Source organism: Thermodesulfobacteriota bacterium, assembly GCA_040753795.1.
In the GTDB taxonomy this organism is placed as follows: domain Bacteria; phylum Desulfobacterota; class Desulfobacteria; order Desulfobacterales; family Desulfosudaceae; genus JBFMDX01.
In genome coordinates this window covers 93,883-111,553 of sequence record JBFMDX010000016.1, presented here as the reverse complement: position 1 = coordinate 111,553, position 17,671 = coordinate 93,883, and the positions used below count along the sequence as shown (strand labels likewise).

15 protein-coding genes are annotated in these 17,671 nt (G+C 57.0%); 9 read left to right on the top strand and 6 right to left on the bottom strand.

What is annotated here, in order from left to right; all coding sequences use genetic code 11:
- Nucleotides 1–95: 95 nt before the first annotated feature.
- Nucleotides 96–650, top strand: coding sequence for a dTDP-4-dehydrorhamnose 3,5-epimerase (gene rfbC / locus AB1724_16280; GenBank protein ID MEW6079365.1), 555 nt, complete (start codon nt 96–98; stop codon nt 648–650).
- 13 nt (nt 651–663) lie between these two features.
- Here rfbC and AB1724_16275 read toward each other — a convergent pair whose 3' ends face one another.
- The gene (locus AB1724_16275; protein MEW6079364.1) at nt 664–1,422 is read right to left on the bottom strand and encodes a protein-glutamate O-methyltransferase CheR; all 759 of its coding nucleotides are present in this window, start codon (nt 1,420–1,422) and stop codon (nt 664–666) included.
- Between the two features lie 235 nt (nt 1,423–1,657).
- Between AB1724_16275 and AB1724_16270 the strand changes: the two genes are divergently transcribed.
- The 7 genes from AB1724_16270 (at nt 1,658) to AB1724_16240 (ending at nt 8,174) form a co-directional block, all read left to right on the top strand.
- Nucleotides 1,658–2,296, top strand: a complete 639-nt coding sequence (locus AB1724_16270) for a TetR/AcrR family transcriptional regulator (protein ID MEW6079363.1) — start codon at nt 1,658–1,660, stop codon at nt 2,294–2,296.
- Nucleotides 2,297–2,324: 28 nt separating this feature from the next.
- The gene (ald, locus tag AB1724_16265; protein ID MEW6079362.1) at nt 2,325–3,437 is read left to right on the top strand and encodes an alanine dehydrogenase; all 1,113 of its coding nucleotides are present in this window, start codon (nt 2,325–2,327) and stop codon (nt 3,435–3,437) included.
- A gap of 15 nt (nt 3,438–3,452) precedes the next feature.
- Entirely contained in the window at nt 3,453–4,217 is a 765-nt protein-coding gene (locus tag AB1724_16260; protein ID MEW6079361.1) for a hypothetical protein, read from the top strand.
- A 10-nt stretch (nt 4,218–4,227) separates the two neighbouring features.
- Nucleotides 4,228–5,466 (top strand): aminotransferase class III-fold pyridoxal phosphate-dependent enzyme, encoded by a 1,239-nt coding sequence (locus AB1724_16255; protein ID MEW6079360.1) that lies wholly within the window; start codon nt 4,228–4,230, stop codon nt 5,464–5,466.
- An 18-nt stretch (nt 5,467–5,484) separates the two neighbouring features.
- Entirely contained in the window at nt 5,485–6,324 is an 840-nt protein-coding gene (locus AB1724_16250; protein ID MEW6079359.1) for a transketolase, read from the top strand.
- A gap of 64 nt (nt 6,325–6,388) precedes the next feature.
- Nucleotides 6,389–7,399, top strand: a complete 1,011-nt coding sequence (locus AB1724_16245) for a transketolase C-terminal domain-containing protein (protein ID MEW6079358.1) — start codon at nt 6,389–6,391, stop codon at nt 7,397–7,399.
- A gap of 1 nt (nt 7,400) precedes the next feature.
- On the top strand, nt 7,401–8,174 hold the full coding sequence (locus AB1724_16240) for a hypothetical protein (GenBank protein MEW6079357.1): 774 nt from the start codon (nt 7,401–7,403) through the stop codon (nt 8,172–8,174).
- A 24-nt stretch (nt 8,175–8,198) separates the two neighbouring features.
- Here the strand turns inward: AB1724_16240 and AB1724_16235 are convergent, their stop codons facing one another.
- Entirely contained in the window at nt 8,199–9,845 is a 1,647-nt protein-coding gene (locus AB1724_16235; protein ID MEW6079356.1) for a hypothetical protein, read from the bottom strand.
- A 205-nt stretch (nt 9,846–10,050) separates the two neighbouring features.
- Between AB1724_16235 and AB1724_16230 the strand changes: the two genes are divergently transcribed.
- Complete coding sequence (locus tag AB1724_16230) at nt 10,051–10,989, top strand: glycosyltransferase family 2 protein (protein ID MEW6079355.1); 939 nt, start codon at nt 10,051–10,053, stop codon at nt 10,987–10,989.
- A gap of 70 nt (nt 10,990–11,059) precedes the next feature.
- Here the strand turns inward: AB1724_16230 and AB1724_16225 are convergent, their stop codons facing one another.
- The 4 genes from AB1724_16225 to AB1724_16210 all read right to left on the bottom strand — a co-directional run bounded on the left by AB1724_16225 (nt 11,060) and on the right by AB1724_16210 (nt 17,625).
- Nucleotides 11,060–13,204 (bottom strand): N-acetylmuramoyl-L-alanine amidase, encoded by a 2,145-nt coding sequence (locus AB1724_16225; GenBank protein ID MEW6079354.1) that lies wholly within the window; start codon nt 13,202–13,204, stop codon nt 11,060–11,062.
- On the bottom strand, nt 13,201–15,840 hold the full coding sequence (gene mutS / locus AB1724_16220) for a DNA mismatch repair protein MutS (GenBank protein MEW6079353.1): 2,640 nt from the start codon (nt 15,838–15,840) through the stop codon (nt 13,201–13,203). The genes AB1724_16225 and mutS overlap by 4 nt, the downstream gene beginning before the upstream one ends.
- A 58-nt stretch (nt 15,841–15,898) precedes the next feature.
- Nucleotides 15,899–16,264, bottom strand: coding sequence for a LapA family protein (locus AB1724_16215; GenBank protein ID MEW6079352.1), 366 nt, complete (start codon nt 16,262–16,264; stop codon nt 15,899–15,901).
- A 194-nt stretch (nt 16,265–16,458) separates the two neighbouring features.
- Entirely contained in the window at nt 16,459–17,625 is a 1,167-nt protein-coding gene (locus AB1724_16210) for an HD domain-containing protein (protein MEW6079351.1), read from the bottom strand.
- Nucleotides 17,626–17,671: the final 46 nt, after the last annotated feature.

The following is a 17,671-nucleotide window of genomic DNA, read 5'->3' as shown; positions in this document are numbered from 1 at the left end:
GAGCAGTTGAAAGAAATCGCCGCGGAAATGGCCAAAAACGATTACGGCCGCTATCTTTATGAAATCGCCGAGCTGACGCCCACGGAGATGGTCAAATGGGTATAACCGTAAACGAATTATCGATTCCCGGCGTCCGGCTGATCCAGCCGGCCTGTTTTAAGGACCAGCGCGGATTCTTCCTGGAGACCTGGCGCCGGGATGTTTACCGGGAGGCCGGTATCGACCGGGACTTTGTCCAGGACAACCGCTCCCATTCGAAAAAGGGCGTGCTGCGGGGGCTGCATTATCAGCTCCGCCATCCCCAGGCCAAACTGGTCTATGCGGTGACCGGAACGATTTTTGACGTGGCCGTGGATATCCGGAAAGGATCTCCCACCTTCGGCCGCTGGACCGGCGCCGAACTGTCGGCGGAGAACCGGCGGCAGATCTATGTCCCGGAAGGATTTGCCCACGGTTTTGTGGTGATCAGTGATTTTGCGGATGTGATCTACAAATGCACGGACTTCTACGCGCCCGGCGATGAGTTCGGCCTGTTCTGGTCCGACCCGGCCATCGGGATCGACTGGCCGGTTGTTTCACCAATTCTTTCCGACAAGGACCTGAAAAATCCGGCCCTGGATCAGATCCCGGCCGATCTTTTGCCGGGGTAAGAATAAATACCCGTCAGACTTTCTGGTAGACGCTCGGTTCGATAAACCGGTAGGGATGATCCAGAAAACTCAGGCTTTCGGCACCGCCGACAATCAGGTATCCCTTTTGTTTAAGCGACTCATGGAGCTTATCCAGAACCTTTTTCCGGGTGGGCAGATCAAAATAGATCATGACGTTACGGCAGAAAATCACGTCAAACCGTCGTCCCGGCATGTCGTCAGTTACCAAATTAAAGGCTTTGAAGGTGACCTGTCTCCTGACTTCCTCCCGGACGGAAACGGTCCGCAACGGTCCCTCACCGCTGATCCGGAAATATTTTGCCAGCATCCGCTCGTCCATCTTCTTGATTTTGTCCGGGGGGTAGACGCCTTTCTGGGCCAGGTCCAGCATGTTCCGGGACAGATCCGTGGCCAGTACCTGGGGGGCAAACCCCTTTTCCAGGCAGTCCATTGCCACCGAATAGGGTTCTTCACCGCTGGAACAGGCGGCGCACCAGATACTGGCGGCGGACCCCTTCCGAAGATACTTGAAGGTGCCGCTTTCCCTGAAGAAGAATGTATGGGTAGTGGCAATGGCGTCGATAAAGGAAGACCGCTCCGCGGGGTCGGAGCGCAACCGCCGGAAATAGTCGTCCACCGATGTCAGCCCGAGCTGGCGGAACCGCTGAAAAAGGCGGGTTTCAATGAGGCGGTGCTTGCCCTTGAGGTTGATGCCGGCCTCCCGGTAGGCCAGATCGATCAGCAGGGCATACTGCGCCTCATTTAACTTCATGGAAACACTGCCGGTGGTATTCAAAAGCCTTTATTCCTTCTCCGTTTTCCGGTTCCCGCCTCCGGTGATTCTCACCAGGGACGGTTTTCGAATATAAAAGGTCCCGGCAAAAAAGTCCCGAAAAAAATAATTGAAAATTTCCTGTTGACATCCGCCGCCAGTCTGATAATTTATTGGACGGTTGCCCGAACAATTTATAAATCAGACGACATTCGTCATCGGACGAGAGCGGAGCATGGGCAGAAAAAGCATGGCGGATACCCGCCGACAGGAAATCATCGACGCCTTCTACCGGTGCGTCAACAGCGAGGGACTGGCCAGTGCTTCCATCCGCAAAATCGCCGGCCAGGCCGGGGTCCAGCCGAGCGTCATTCATCATTACTTCAAGGACCGGGATGAAATGATCGCACAGATGGTGACCTTTTTCAGCGACACCATCTTTACTGATTTTATCCGCAAGATGGATCGCTACAAGAATCCCGAGACACGATTCTTCAAGGCCCTGGAATTCATGTACAGCCCCGGCATGATCAACGAGGAATACTCCGGGTTCTTTCTGGAGTGCTGCGTGGAGGCCCGGCGCAACCCCCGGGTGCGGGAAACCCTGGCCAGAACCTTCAGCCGCTTCCGGCAGACCATTATCGCCAATATAGAAGCAATGGACATCCTGAACGACCTGACAAAACAGCAGAAAGAGAACTACGCCTCCATGATGATCGCCGTCCATGAAGGACTGGAGCTGCAATGGTATATAGATCCCAGGGCCGTGTCCTTAAAAAAAGCCGCCGCCCTGAGCCGCCAGATTATCGATATGATTGTCGCCGACAGCAGGCGGGTATCCGCCCCCGAAACAGGCGGCGACGGAATCGAATAACCCTTTTCAAATCGAGAAAGAGACAACAATGATCATCGGCATTCTAAAGGAAATAAAACAGGAAGAGCACCGGGTGGCCATGACGCCGGCCGGCGTGGAAATAATGCGTCAGCGCGGGCACCAGGTGCTGGTGGAAAAAGACGCCGGCCTCGGCAGCGGATTTGAAGACAGCCGTTACCGCCAGGCCGGGGCCGACATCATCGCCACGCCGGAGGAAATTTTCTCCCGGGCTGAAATGGTCATGCACGTCAAGGAGCCGCTGAAAAGCGAATACGGCCTCCTGCGGCCGGGGCAGATACTGTTCACCTACCTGCACCTGGCGGCCAACCGGGAACTGACCGACGCCCTGGTCAAGAGCGGCGCCGTGTGCATCGCCTACGAAACCATCCAGAAGCCGGACCGGAGCCTGCCGTTGCTGACCCCCATGAGCGAAGTGGCCGGCCGCATGGCCGTCCAGGAAGCAGCCAAATACCTGGAAATGGCCAACGGCGGCCGGGGCATTCTTCTGGGAGGCGTACCCGGAGTTGAGCCCGGTCACGTCGTCATCATCGGCGGCGGCGTGGTCGGCGTCAACGCCGCCAAGATGGCCTGCGGACTCGGCGCCCGGGTGACGCTGCTGGACACCGATCTGGCCCGGCTGCGTTACCTGTCGGATGTGATGCCCAGGAATTGCTTCCTGCTCATGTCCACCCCGGCCGCCATCCGGGATTTGGCGAAAACGGCCGATGTGGTCATCGGAGCAGTCCTGCTGCCGGGTGCCCGGGCGCCGCGGCTGATTACCCGCGACATCCTTAAAACCATGAAGCACGGATCAGTCCTGGTGGACGTGGCCATTGACCAGGGGGGCTGTTTTGAAACTTCCCGGCCGACGACCCACGGCAACCCGGTTTTCGTGGAGGAAGGCGTGGTGCACTACTGCGTGGCCAACATGCCCGGCGCGGTGGCCAAGACATCCACCCTGGCGCTGACCAACGCCACCCTGCCCTATGCCCTGGAAATCGCGGACAAGGGCTGGCGTCGGGCCATGAAGGAAAACGAGGAAATCCGTGGCGGCGCCAATATAATCGAAGGGAAAGTCACCTGCCGCGGCGTGGCCGAAGCCTTCGCGACGGCGTGTGTCGCCATTGAAGCGTTTTTGTAATTTAAGGAGGATACCGTGAACTACGAAACCACCCTGGCAGCCTTAAACCTTCAAGCAGTGCTGCCCAATCTCATGGACCTGGTCCGGCATGACCCGACCGCAGCCGCCATCGCCGCCAGTCGGGACATCTGCATTCAGTTCCTGGTCAGAGGCGGACCGGCGGCTTACGTCGCTTTTAAAAACGGGGCCTGTACGGTAGAAAACGGCCAAAGGGCCGACGCCGACGTGAAGCTCTGGTTTGCCTCCTGCCGTCATCTCAACCGGATGTTCAAGAATCAGGCCAACCCTGTTCCCATCAAAGGCCTGACCCGCATCGGTTATTTAACGAAAGAATTCAAAAAAATCACCGCGCGGATGGAACACTTCCTGACCCCGAACGATAACGCCCTGGCGCAGCCCGACTATATGGCCCTCAACACCCTGCTGACCCTGAACACGGCGGCCCGGGCTATCTGTATTCTGGTGGAGGGCGACAAGGCCGCCAGGAATGTGGCGGCCGGCATGCCCGACGGCACCCTCCTGCTGAAAGTGCTTCCCGACGGCCCGGCGGCGGGGATTACCTTCCGCAACCGACGGGCGACCATGACCGCCGGGGAAACGGAAAAGCCTTCGGCCCTGATGCTGATGAAGGATCTGAAAACCGCCAACGACCTGCTGAACCAGAAGCTCGACCCCTTCGCGGCCATCGCCCTGGGCGATGTCAGGATCTGGGGCCAGACCCCCATGATCGACTGCCTGGACCTGATTCTGGAACGCATTCCCCATTACTTACAACCATGAGCGAGGCAACATGAAAACCTATACCTATCAACGATCCCGTGAACTGTTTGAAAAGGCCGCCCGGCTCATCCCCTGCGGTATATACGGCCATTTCAGTCCGGCCCCGCTGATTCCGCCGGACCATTATCCTTTTTACGCCGAAAAGGCGGCCGGATCCCGCTTCACCGACGTGGACGGCAATGAATTCATCGACTACATGTGCGCCTACGGCCCCATGGTGCTGGGCTACAACCATGAAGGCGTGGACCGGGCCGCCGCCGAGCAGCTTCGCAAAGGCAACTGTCTTTCGGCCCCATCCCCGGTCATGGTGGAACTGGCCGAAAAACTGGTCGACACGGTGGCCATCGCCGACTGGGCTTATTTCGCCAAGAACGGCGGCGACGTCACCACCTACGCCACCATGGTCGCCCGCAAGGCCACCGGCCGCAACAAGATCATCCTCATCAAGGGCGGTTACCACGGGGTGGCGCCTTGGACCCAAGGATACGGCCATCACGGCATCACCGAAGACGACGGCCGACATATCATCCGCATTCCCTGGAACGACATTCCCGCCCTGCAAGCCGCCATCGACCAGAATCCCGGAGACATCGCCGGCTTCATGGCCTGTCCTTACCATCACCCCACCTTCGTGGACAACGTCATGCCGGCGGACGGCTACTGGCAGAACGTGGAGCGCCTCTGCCGCCAGCACGGTATCGTGCTGATGGTCGACGACATCCGCTGCGGCTTCCGCCTGGACATCCGGGGATCCAACGAATATTTCGGGTTCAAGCCGGACCTGATCTGTTTCTGCAAAGCCATCGCCAACGGCTACCCCATTTCGGCCCTGGTCGGCACGGACGCCATCAAAAATGACGCCGCCAAGGTGTTCTACACCGGCAGCTACTGGTTTTCGGCGGTTCCCATGGCCGCGGCCATGGCCACCATCGACGAGATGAAGCGTATCGACGCCGTCGGCCTCATGCTCGCCTACGGCGAAAAGCTGCGGGACGGATTGATCGCGACCGCGAAACGTCACGGCTTCGACCTCAAAGTCACCGGCCACCCGTCCATGCCCTACCTGCGCATCACCGACGACCCCTCGCTCATGCTGCATCAGAAATGGTGCGGGGAATGCACCCGGCGGGGGGCTTTTTTCACCTCTCATCACAACTGGTTCGTTTCTTCCGCCCACACCGCGGAGGACCTGGCCCTGACGCTGCAGATCGCCGACGAGGCCTTCGAAGCGGTTAAAAAGCAATCCTAACACCATGGAGGAACCCATATGGCACTGACCCCACAGGAAATGAAGACACTCAAGGAAATGGCCCGCCAGGCCCGCAAGGATATCGTCGATATCACCGGCTGGTCCGGCGGCGCCCACATCGGCGGCGGATTATCGGTGACGGACATCATGATCATCCTCTACTACAAGTACCTGAACGTGAAGCCGCAGGACCCCGGCTGGGAGGACCGGGACCGGTTCATCCTCAGCAAGGGCCACGCCGGAGTGGCCTACGCGGCGATACTGGCCCGGAAGGGATACTTCGCCTTCGACCAGCTCAAGTCCTTCAACAAGTTCAAGTCGCCCTTCGGCATGCACCTGGACGGCAACAAGGTAAGGGGCGTGGACGCTTCGACCGGCTCGCTGGGCCACGGCCTGCCCATGGCGGTGGGCATGGCCCTGGGCGCCAGGCTTCAGAAGAAGAACTGGTGGACCTACTGCGTCCTGGGCGATGGTGAATGCAACGAGGGAACCATCTGGGAGGCGGCCATGGCCGCCAGCCACTATAAATTGAACAACCTGGTCACCATCGTGGATAAAAACCGGCTGATGATCGACGGCACCACCGAAGAGGTCATGGGCCTGGAACCCTTTGCCGACAAGTGGACCGCCTTCGGTTTTATCGTCAGGGAAGTGAATGGACACGATTTCGAGGACCTGGCCGGCGCCATCGAATACGCCCACACCCGGCCCGGTAAGCCGGTGGTCATCATCGCCAACACCGTCAAGGGCAAGGGCGTCGATTTCATGGAGAACCAGGTCAAGTGGCATTACGGCGGCCTGGACACGGCGCTGGTGGAAAAGGCCCACCAGTCCATCGACAAGATGTACGCCGGATAGAGCCGTTGTCAGAACCGGCCGTCTTTTAACAAATACGAAATTCCATAAAATAGAGGAGTCAACCATGAGCGAAGGAATTACCTGGACGGTATATGACGCCGACACCATGACCCAGGCGGAGATCTACGGTCAGGTGTTGTGCGATCTGGGGAAAATCAACCCCAGGATTGTCGGGTTATCGGCCGATCTGGCCAAATCCACCAAGATCGGGCGGTTCCAGGACCATTTCCCGGAACGGTTTTTCAACGTCGGCATCGCCGAGCAGAACCTGTTCGGCGTGGCCGCGGGCCTGGCCAAGTCCGGCCTGCTGCCCTTCGTGTCCACCATGGCGGTGTTTTCGTCCATGCGGGCCGCGGAGCAGATCCGGACCGATATCTGTTACCAGAAACTGAACGTCAAAATCATCGCCACCCACGGCGGCGCCTCGTTCGGCCAGGCGGGCACCACCCATCACTGCACCGAGGATATCGCCATCATGCGGTCGTTCGCCAACATGACCGTTATCGTGCCGGCCGACGGCATCGAAATGGCCAATGTCGTCAAGCAGTGCGTGGATTATCCCGGCCCGGTCTACATCCGCATCGGCCGGGGATTCGAACCCCGCCATTACGAAAATGAGGATTACGGATTTACCATCGGCAAGGCCGTGGAGCTTTCCTCCGGCACCGACGTCACCATCATCTGCTGCGGCGTGACCGTGTTTCATGCCATGGAGGCGGCCAAGGTGCTCAAAGAGGATGACAAGCTGTCGGTGCGCGTGCTCAACATGCACACCATCAAGCCCCTGGATGAAGAGGCCGTCATGCGAGCCGTCATGGACACCCGCCGCATCATTGTTTTTGAGGAACACAACGTCCAGGGCGGCCTGGGCAGCGCCGTGGCCGACGTCATCGCCCAGAGCGGCAAGGGCTGCGCCTTCCGCAAAGTCGGCATTCCCGACTGCTTCTGCGAGGTCGGTTATCCGGAAGACCTCTATACCCATTACCGGCTTGACACCGATGGCATCATTCAGACCGTGCGGGATGTCATGAAAATCGAATTTGAAGAGGATGAAGACTGGGAAGACGAGGTATAACATGGCGACTGAAAAAGAACTCATGGCGGCCCGGATATTTTTAAGAGCCGTCCTGCCCGTGATCAAAGTGCTGCTGGAAGAAGATCCCAAGATAGGGGCAAAATTTGCCGGCGTAACCGCCAAGGTGCAGTTTGTGGCCAAAGACCCGGCCGGCGATGTCGGCGCCTGCCTGGTGTTCGACCAGGGAGAATTCCGGGTCGACCAGGGCGTGGCCGAAGCGGCCGATATCACCTTTTCCTTCGGCCGGGTGGCGTCCATGAACGCCCTGTTCGCCGGCAAACCGGCCCTGCCGAAAATCAAGGGTCTGACAAAGGTGGGCCTGCTGGTCAAGGTGCTGACCCTGCTGCTGGCTTTAAAGCTGCTGATGCCCAACAACCGGCCCACGGACCCGGGAAAAAGACGGCTCAAGGTCAAAATGACCTTTTACATGATCACCACCGCCCTGTCCCAGTTCAACAAGGGGGGTGACCCGGACATGGTTAAATGGACCGCCTCGCAGCCGGAGCGCATTTACCAGATCACGGTCGACGACGACATCGCCGCCTACCTGCGGGTCAAGGCCGGGAAGACAAAAGCCGGCCGGGGAAAATACACCAAGCGGCGTCCCTTTGTGCACATGAAATTCAACGGGGTGGACGGCGCCATGCCGGTGGTCTTAAACGACGTGGACATGGTCATGGCCGTCAAAAACGGATTCCTGTCGGTGGAAGGTCCGCCGGAATACGGCCGGGACATCGGCATCTTCATGATGCGGATCCAGGAAATGATCACCTAGCCCGGCGGATGAGGCGGCACCGGTTCAACCCGGCGCGGTTGAAATTACGTAAAAAACCGTTCGCTGTGTTTTAAACACAACCGTCGGCACAGCGTGATCAGGCCCGTGTTCTTTGATAAACGCTTCAAAGTAAGGAATTGACACCGGATGGTTCATAACCGCGTGAAAAGTTCCGGGTTGGGCCAGCCCCTTATAAATGTTCTGGCCATAGATCTGTTGAAAGTGTTTAATCGTATGGGGGTAGGAACCGGCCCAGCCGCCGATTCGGTTCAACTGGATCGAGGCCGGCAGCGGGGCCGGAGAAAATAATATCCAGTTGTCAAAAGTGGCGGCCAGGGGCCAGTAGGCCATGCTGCTGATATGTCTTTCGCCGGCGAATTTCCAAAGCCGTTCGGCTGACTTTAAATCATTGTTATAGCCGTTGACTTTTTCATGGTGATAAAGACCGGCCACTGATAACGATAATATCGACACGATGGCGACAAAACCGTAAAGAAAAACATTGCGCTTAAGCCGGTCACGGCCCTGAAGTTCGGGGCGGATAGATATCAGGGCAGTCAAAAAGCCCAAAGACAGAAACGGCAGGCACACCCTTAAAGGCATTCGGCAGGTTACCGTCCCGACAAGAAATATCATGAGGATGGGAACGGCCGCGCAAATCCGTGCCCGGCGGGAAACAACACTCATGCCCAGAAGGATTAAAACCAGCATTAACGCACATGAATGCCTGAAACAATGAAGGGTATTGGAAAAACCATGCGCCATCCGCCGGGTACTGAACCATGACACCTTCGGCAATTCCTTGAGATTTTCCAGGTGCAGCGGCGGTGAATCAATGCCCATGAAGTGACGCATCAGATTAAAGTCGTTTACGGAAATACCATATGCCGGATAAGACGGATCATATGAATATCGGAAGTAATCCACAAAGCCTCGACGATACGCGTCATACTCAATGACACGCTCATATCCAGCGTCTGTTTTGTACATATAAATATTCAGAATATGCATCCATAACGAAAAAACCATCATCCCCGCCATTATGGCCGCTACCTTTAAAAAATATTTTCTCCCTGTCCGCTTCTTCTTGCCGATTCTTTCGTAAAGGGCCAGGCCGGAAAAAATGATCACGGCACAGCCTGCCGCCAGAAAAGCCGCTGGACTCCGGTAAAGGCAGGCGAAAAAGAACAACCCCCCTGATATGATCAGGTCTTTTGGTTTAAACGCATTGGCTTCTTTAACCCCTTCGGTAAAATACGGCAACAATGCGGTAGCGGCCAGAAAGATTGAAATGATTGTAAAATTCGGCTGGAATGGCAGAAACCCCAGAAAAATACAGGATATCAGCAGCGCCCCGAGCGGGAAGGAAAGCGTTTCATCGGCGGTGAAAATGAAAATCAACCGACTTACGCAGACGATGTAGAACATCACCAGAAAAAAGTCATACCAGAAAAAATCCGCCTTCCAGGAATAAAGCGTTTTGAAAATCCAGCCCAATATGGAATGCGTATCCGGTGTATGGTATTCACCGCTTTTAGCGAGCAGCATGACGTAGACGTCGTCATTCAGGTGGAAAATCAGATTTTTCGAGTAACCAAGAAGAACATAAAACAGCAGGAAGGAAAAAATTAACCAGAGCCGCTGGTCTTTTCTGCCTTTTTCTTTCCGCATAATCATAAATTCTGTTGAATTGAGTTTTCCGATATAAATTCTTCTCTTTTTTCACCTACATACTATGGAAGCGATGAATGATCAATCGTTATTGCGCCCACCGGCAGGTAAGGCCTTGACACAAAACCCCGTCATTGCTATAGATAATGACCGGAGAAAGCAGCGGGTTGCCCTTTTTTATCCTTACCCCTAGAACGGAAATTCCGTGGAAGGATCAGCGTCTGCCGTGAAACTGTCCCTGGTCATTCCCATATACAACGAAGAGGCATTGATCGCACCGCTGCTGCAGCGAACCGTAGCCATCATGGCCGCGATCACCGAAGATTTTGAAATCATCTGTGTGGATGACGGCAGCAGTGACCGCAGCCTGGAACGGATGCTCGATTTCCGCCGCCGGGAACAGCGGCTGAAAATTATCTCGCTGTCGCGCAATTTTGGCCATCAGGCCGCCTATACCGCCGGGCTTGAAAACGCCCGGGGCGACTATGTGGTCATGATGGACGGCGACCTGCAGGATCCGCCGGAACTGATCCCCCAAATGGTCGAAGCGGCTCAAACCCGCCGTCTGGATATCATTCATGCCAGAAGAACCGGTCGCAGGGAAACCCTTTTCAAGAGGATCCTCCTGTATATATTTCATCATGTCTTTAACCGTCTGTCCGGGATGGAGAATATTAGAAACATCGGCAACTTTTCTCTGATGAACCGTCAGGCGTTAAACGCCCTGCTGTCTTTTAAAGAGAAAACCCGTTATCTGCCGGGGCTGCGATTTTTCATCGGCTTCCGCCAGGGCTTTGTCGATTATGAGCGGGACGACCGTCATGCCGGCCGGGCCAAAATGAGCCTGTCGGCCCTTTACAAGCTGGCCCTGGACGCGCTCTTTTCCTTTTCCGAAATTCCCATCCGCCTCTGCCTGCTGATCGGGCTGACCGGCGTCATCATCTGTTTCGCGGCCTTTATCTACGTTCTGGTCTCCAAGTTTACCGGCATCGCGCCCTTCGGCTGGTCATCCACCACCCTGAGCATTTACTTCATGGGGTTCATTCAGCTGATATTCCTGGGCATACTGGGTGAATACCTTTTCCGGACCTACCATGAATCACGAAACCGGCCGGTCTACCTCATTCGGGAAATAATCGAATAACCTCCGCCCGAAAATCGACGTCTTCAGGATGCGGGTTCGGGAGGGGTTAACCTGATTCGCGGCTCCCGTTCTACATGGAAGCCGGGGCTTTTTCGGCCGGAGGCGCAAACCCGGTCGAGGTTGTCCGCTCGATATAGGTTTTGATGCCCTTGAGAATACCGTCGCAGAGTTGTCGCTGGTATTCGGGGGAAATCAACCGCTGACACTCTTCCTTGTTGCTGATAAAGCCGGTCTCGATCAGAATGGACGGCATCTGGGCGCCGATCAGCACGTAAAACGGGGCCTGCTTGACCCCCTTGTTCTTGACCCTGCTGTTCCCCTTCTGCATATGCCCGCATAAAGCGTTCTGGACATAACCGGCCAGGCGGAGTGATTCGTCCTTCTTCGCGTTCTGCATCAGGTCCTGCAGTATGGTCTGAAGGTCGCTGATGTTCTTCCGGGATGTACTGTTTTCCAGGGCGGCCACCTGCATGGCGTCTTCGTCGGTAGCCAGGTTCAGTATGTAGGTTTCAATGCCGTACGCGTTCCGGTTCCTGCTGGCATTGGTGTGAACTGAGATAAACAGATCGGCGTTCTTCATGTTGGCGATGGCGGTACGCTCCTCCAGGGTCAGAAACGTGTCCGAATTGCGGGTCAGGATGACCTCGCAGCCCAACTCCTTCCGAATACGGTCCGCCAGCATCCGGCAGATATCCAGCACCACCTTTTTTTCCTGGATCCCCTTGAGAGAGCCCGGCGCGCCGCTGTCTTTTCCGCCATGGCCGGGGTCGATGACGATCCGTCCGACCGAAAGTCCCAGCTGCTGGGCCAGGGTTGTTTTTTCCCCTTTTCCTGGAATCGGCATGCTGCGTTCTACCGTTTCAGTAACGGATGATTTGTCCTCTTCTCCGCTGACATCAATGACCAGGCGGAAGGGATCCTGCAGAGAGAACACTTTGTAGCTTTTAAATGATTTAATATCTACCACCACCCGAACGGAACTGGTCGTGTATTGCCCGGCCCGGATATCTTTGAGCAGGTTGTCGTCAACGGTGATTTGGCGGGACAGCTCCCGGTGCAGGCGGCTTTTCTGTAAATCAATGTAAAGCCGGGGCGGTTTACCGCTGACCGGGTCGCCTTTCAACAGATTACTGGTAAATTCAACCGGCTCGGAGGTATCAATGACCACCCGGGTATAGCTGGGGTTGGACCAGTAGCGCAGCTCCCTGACGACAGCCATTCCGCCCGGTATGGAAGCGTCGACGGCAGGAGAAGGAGCCGGCGACGGCTGGACGTTTTCTTCTTCTCCCGGGCAGGTTCCAAGCGTCTTGTCCGCGGCGACCACCCCGGAAATGTCCTTGTCCAGCAGAACGGCCGCTGCTTTTTCCCGGTATTCGCCCTGGGGAAATTCGGTTATCACCTTCTGCAACAGACGGCGCCCCTCCTCCCGGTCCTCCTCCTTGTATGAAGACTTGTAGAGCTCTTCATAAAGCGTCCCCGCCATATACAGCCCGGCTTCAGCCCTGGGCCCGGAAGGATCATAATGGTAGGCATCATAATAAGCATTGATGCATTCCAGCCAGAAGCAGCGGTACTTTTTCCTGGCGGCACTGTCCCGCAGTTTCTGATGGCAGGCCTCCGCTTCGGCATACTTGTCTCCGGCTTTTGCCGGATCCGGGAGCTTCACCGCCGCCTTTTCCGGATCCGGGCTTTTTTGCCCGTCCTTGTCCGGTTGGGGAGCAGGGGCCTTGCCTGATTCCGGTTCGGTCGGTTTGGCCACGGCCTTGCCTGATTTTTTCGGATCGGCCGCCGGCTGACTGTCCGGGGCTTCCCGGACCAGCCCGTCCAGGCGTTCCCGGGCCCGGTTCCGGTAAGCGCTTTTCGGATAGCCGGTGATAATTTTCTGGAACAGGTCAGCGGCCGACTGCCGGTCGGATGATTTACGGGAAAACGTATACATCTCCTGATAAAGGACACCGGCCTGATAAAGGCTGGCCGCCGCATAGGGACCCGCGGGGTCGTCCTGATGGACCTTGGTAAACTGCTGGATGCAGTTTAACCAGTTGGAGCGGTATTTCTTTTTTTCCGGGCTCTTTTCCAGTGCCTTGGCGCAGTTTTCCGCCTTGAAATAAATCGCCTTGACATCGGCGGCCGGCGCGGAGCCGGAAAATATAACAGACGCCAGGCAGCAGACGGCCACAAAAAGAAAGATAAGTTTTCTTTTGCTAATGGTCATGATGGTAAAAGTTTTTCCGCCTTCTGCTTTAAATCGTTCAGGCAATTCAGGGCCTCCAGCGGCGTCATCCCGGATATATCCAGACGGTCCAGCGTCCGGGCCAGTATATTCTCAGGGGCGTCGAAAAACGACAGCTGCACGGGCCCCTTGCCGGCCTTGGCCTTTTGTGGAACCGCCGAAGCCTCGAACCCGAATTTGCCCTGTTCAATATCATACAATATCTGCTTGGCCCGGGCAATAACTGCCGCGGGAATTCCCGCCAGCCTGGCCACCTGTATGCCATAGCTGCGGTTGGTGCTGCCCTCGACCAGCCGCCTTAAAAAAATGATATCATCGTTCCATTCCTTGACGGCGATATTGAAATTTTTGGCGCGGGTCTTTACGGCGGCCAGATCCGTCAACTCATGGTAATGGGTGGCGAACAACGTCTTGACGCCCTTGCCGCCCAGGTCGTGCAGATGTTCGGCCACGGCCCAGGCAATGCTGAGGCCGTCATAGGTGCTGGTCCCCCGGCCGATTTCATCAATAATGATCAGGCTCCGGGGAGTGGCGTTGTTGATGATGTTGGCGGTTTCCTCCATCTCCACCATGAAGGTGCTTTGACCGGAGGCGAGGTTGTCCAGGGCGCCCACCCTTGAAAAAATCCGGTCGACAATTCCGGTGCGGTACTGCCGGGCCGGCACGAACGAACCCATCTGGGCCATGATAGCGCACAGGGCCACCTGCCGCAGGATCGTCGATTTTCCCGCCATGTTCGGACCGGTGATGATCAGCAGCTGGTTTTCGGTATCATCCAGCCGGACGGTATTGGGGACATACCGTTCGGCGGTCAGCATCTTCTCGACTACCGGATGGCGGCCGTCGGTCATATGGATCTCACCGCCGCCGGTAATTTCCGGGCGGACATAATGATTATTGACGGCCGTCTCGGCCAGACTGCACAGAACGTCGACCCGGGCGGCAAAGGCCGCGGCTGAAAAAATCAGGCGGCTGACATCCGCCACCTGTCGCCGGATATCATTGAATATGGACAACTCCAGGGCCAACCGCTGCTCCTCGGCCCCCAACGCCCGGCTCTCAAACGCCTTCAGTTCATCGGTAACATACCGCTCGGCATTGGCCAGGGTTTGCTTGCGGACGTAATCCCCGGGCACGGCACCGGTCTGACTTCTGGGAACCTCCAGGTAATAGCCGAAAACCCGGTTGTATCGCACCTTCAGAGAATTTATGCCGGTCCGCGCCTTCTCCCGGGCTTCCATGCCCGCCAGCCAGCTCTTGCTGTCCCGGCTGATGGCAATCAGTTCCCGCAGTTCCGGGTGGTAGTCTTCCCGGATCAGGCCGCCTTCCTGGATGGTCGGCGGCGCGTCTTCCCGCAGGGCCGCTTCCAGCAGGCCGGCCAGGCCGGCCAGTTGTTTCTGTTCAGCATCGCTCAGACAGTCCGTAAGCGAAAAAAAGCGGCTGTGAAAAACCGCCAGGATCCGCAGAATATCCGGCAGCGCCTGTAACGATCGTTTCAACGCCACCAGATCCCGGGCGTTGGCCCGGCCCATAACGGCCCTGCTGGTGAGCCGTTCCATGTCGTAAACGGATTTGAGGTGCTCCCGGGCTTGATGACGTGCGGCGAAGTTGCCGGCCGCCTCCGTCACGGCATCGTGCCGGCCGACAATCTTTTCCGGATCCAGCAGAGGATAAGACAGCCATTGCCGCAGCAGGCGGCTGCCCATGGCGGTGACGCAGCCGTCCAGCACCTCCATCAGGGTGCCCCGCCTGGTGCCGTTTCGCAGATTTTCGAAAAGCTCCAGATTGCGGCAGGTCGTGTCGTCAATCAGGAGATAATGGTGAAGATGGTAGGTTTCGATTCCCGTAATCTGGCCGACCTGCTGCTTCTGGGTGTGCAGCACATAGCCCAGCAGGGCGCCGGCGGCGCCGACGCCGGCCGCCATCCCCTCACAGCCGTAGCCTTCCAGGGAGCGGGTCGAAAACTGCCGGATCAGCCGGTCGCGGGCGGGAGCATACTCGAACTCCCCGTCCGCCAGGCAGGTCAGGGTTTTCTCGCCAAACAGCGACAGCACGTCGTCCCAGGACGAATCCGCCCGGGCGGATTCAGGCAGGATAATTTCCCTGGGGCCGATCCGCAGCAATTCATCCCTGATCGCGCGGGCATCATTGGATTCACAGAGACGAAAGGCGCCGGTGGAGATATCAACAACGGACAGTCCGATGACCTGGTCCCGGCGGGCAACGGCCAGAACGTAATTATTGGCATCCCGCTCCAGCAGATCATTGTCGACGATCATGCCGGGCGTGACAATGCGGACAACCTCGCGGTCCACCAGGCCCCTGGCGGTTGAGGGATCCTGCACCTGCTCGCAGACCGCCACTTTATATCCGTTGCCGATGAGCCGGCCGATATAGCCGTCCGCGGCCTTGACGGGGACGCCGCACATGGGAATGGGGTGGGGATCGTTCTTGTTGCGGGAGGTCAGGGTGATTTCCAGCACGGCCGAGGCCGTTTGCGCATCCTCGAAAAACATCTCGTAGAAATCGCCCATGCGGTAAAACAGAATGGCATCCGGATACTGGTCCTTGATGGACAGGTACTGCTGCATCATGGGAGTCGCGTTCACGGAGCCCATCGCCTGCACGCCCGGGGATTAAACATTACGGCCAATACTCCCTGCCCCCAGCCGCCCATCAGGCGCCGGCGTCGGGGCCGGTCTCCACAACCTCGGGGGTGTTGGGAACGGCTTTGAGGCCCCCCCGATCTTTCTCCAGGACGGCGATCTTTTCACGGCAGTCATCCAGCTGCCCGGTCAGTTCCTTTATGGTCCGTCCGGACTGGAACCGTCCCTTCAGGCTGGAAAAATAGGCCAGCAGCAGACCAGCCAGGAAAAAAGCGATGAGCAGGGCGAAATTAGGGATTTCAGGGGACTGGTAGGAATAGAATAACAGATTAATGCCGAATTGTTGGGCATCCAGAACAACTTCCCGATTCTGGAAACCGATCAAACCGATCAGCCCCACGACGATCAGCAAGACGATAATTTTTACCTTTTTCATAGCCCCATCTCTCCCACACAAATTCGTTGTCCCGGCGGCAGGCGGCAAGCATCCTGTTGCGTCCGATACCTGTCCGGTTTTTATGCAACTGTTGAACCGACAATATTCACTTTTTTAAAAACCATCAACCTTTTTTTACCGCCCCCCCCTTCCCCCGCCGGCAGAGAAATATCTCCGGCCATTATCCCGGCCGTCTATGGCTGCTCCTGCCAGACAAGGGCCGGGCGTATGTCCGGCGGGCACTGACGGATAAAATACTGATCCGTCATTCCGGCCAGGAAGTCCCTGACGATTTCCGCCGTCCGATGGGACGCCACATACGCTTCGGACATGTCATGCAGAAAGCTGGTAAAAATGACGGAAGCGCTGTTGCCGGTTTCAATATCACGGCAATACCGCTCGAAAAGCATTTCAAACAGCCGCCGGATCGTGTCGGAGGCGGCCTTTATTTTCGGATTCCGATAAATCCGCTCGTAATTAAAGGCCTTCAGCGTCTGCAGGGTCTGGGATATCTCCTCGCTGAAAGCGATACTGTCGCGGTTCATGCTGGTCCGGATGATATCCGTCACCAGGGCGAAAACAATCTTGCCGTTGGTATCCCCCAGCAGCCGGGTGCAGGGCCGGGGAAGATCCTCCCGGCTGATCAGCTTCAACCGGATGGCGTCTTCGATATCCCGGCCGATATAGCTGATCGTGTCCGCGAAACGGACCACGCAACCCTCCATTGTCATTGGCACCAGGGGAAGGTCCGGCTCCTTCTTTTTGCGTAAGATCTCATCTTCAAATACTTCAAAAGTCTTGACTCTGACCGGTTTCAGGGTCCGGTTATGGACCTCACCGTCGTGGCACAGAATGCCGTCCAGGGTCTGCAGGCACAGATTGCAGCCCTTGCCCTTGCGTTCCACCCGGTCTAAAAACTGAACGCTCTGGACATTGTGCAGAAAACAGTCGATGCCCGCCTCCCGGCAGAGCCGGGAGAGATACATCTCGCCCTCGTGACCGAAAGGAGCGTGACCGATATCGTGTCCCAGGGCGATGGCCTCGATCAGGTCCTCGTTCAGCTCCAGCAGGCGGCCGATGGTCCGGGCCACCCGGGAAACCAGCTGCACGTGCAGTACCCGATGAGTAATATGGTCGTTTTCAACCAGATAAAACACCTGGGTTTTGTCAATATAGCGGGTATACGCCAGAGAATGGAGAATCCGGTCCACGTCCACGGCAAAGGGCTGGCGATAGTCGTTTTCCAGCAGCCGATCTTCCCGGCGGCGGACACCGTCAGCGCTGCGGGCGGCCGCCGGCGACAGGATCCGGCCTTCACGCCGGTTCAGCACTTCTCTCATGTTGTCCAGTAATGCGGGCATCTGCTTCTCAAGACCAATGGTGACGGTTCACTACCGATGCGGAAAT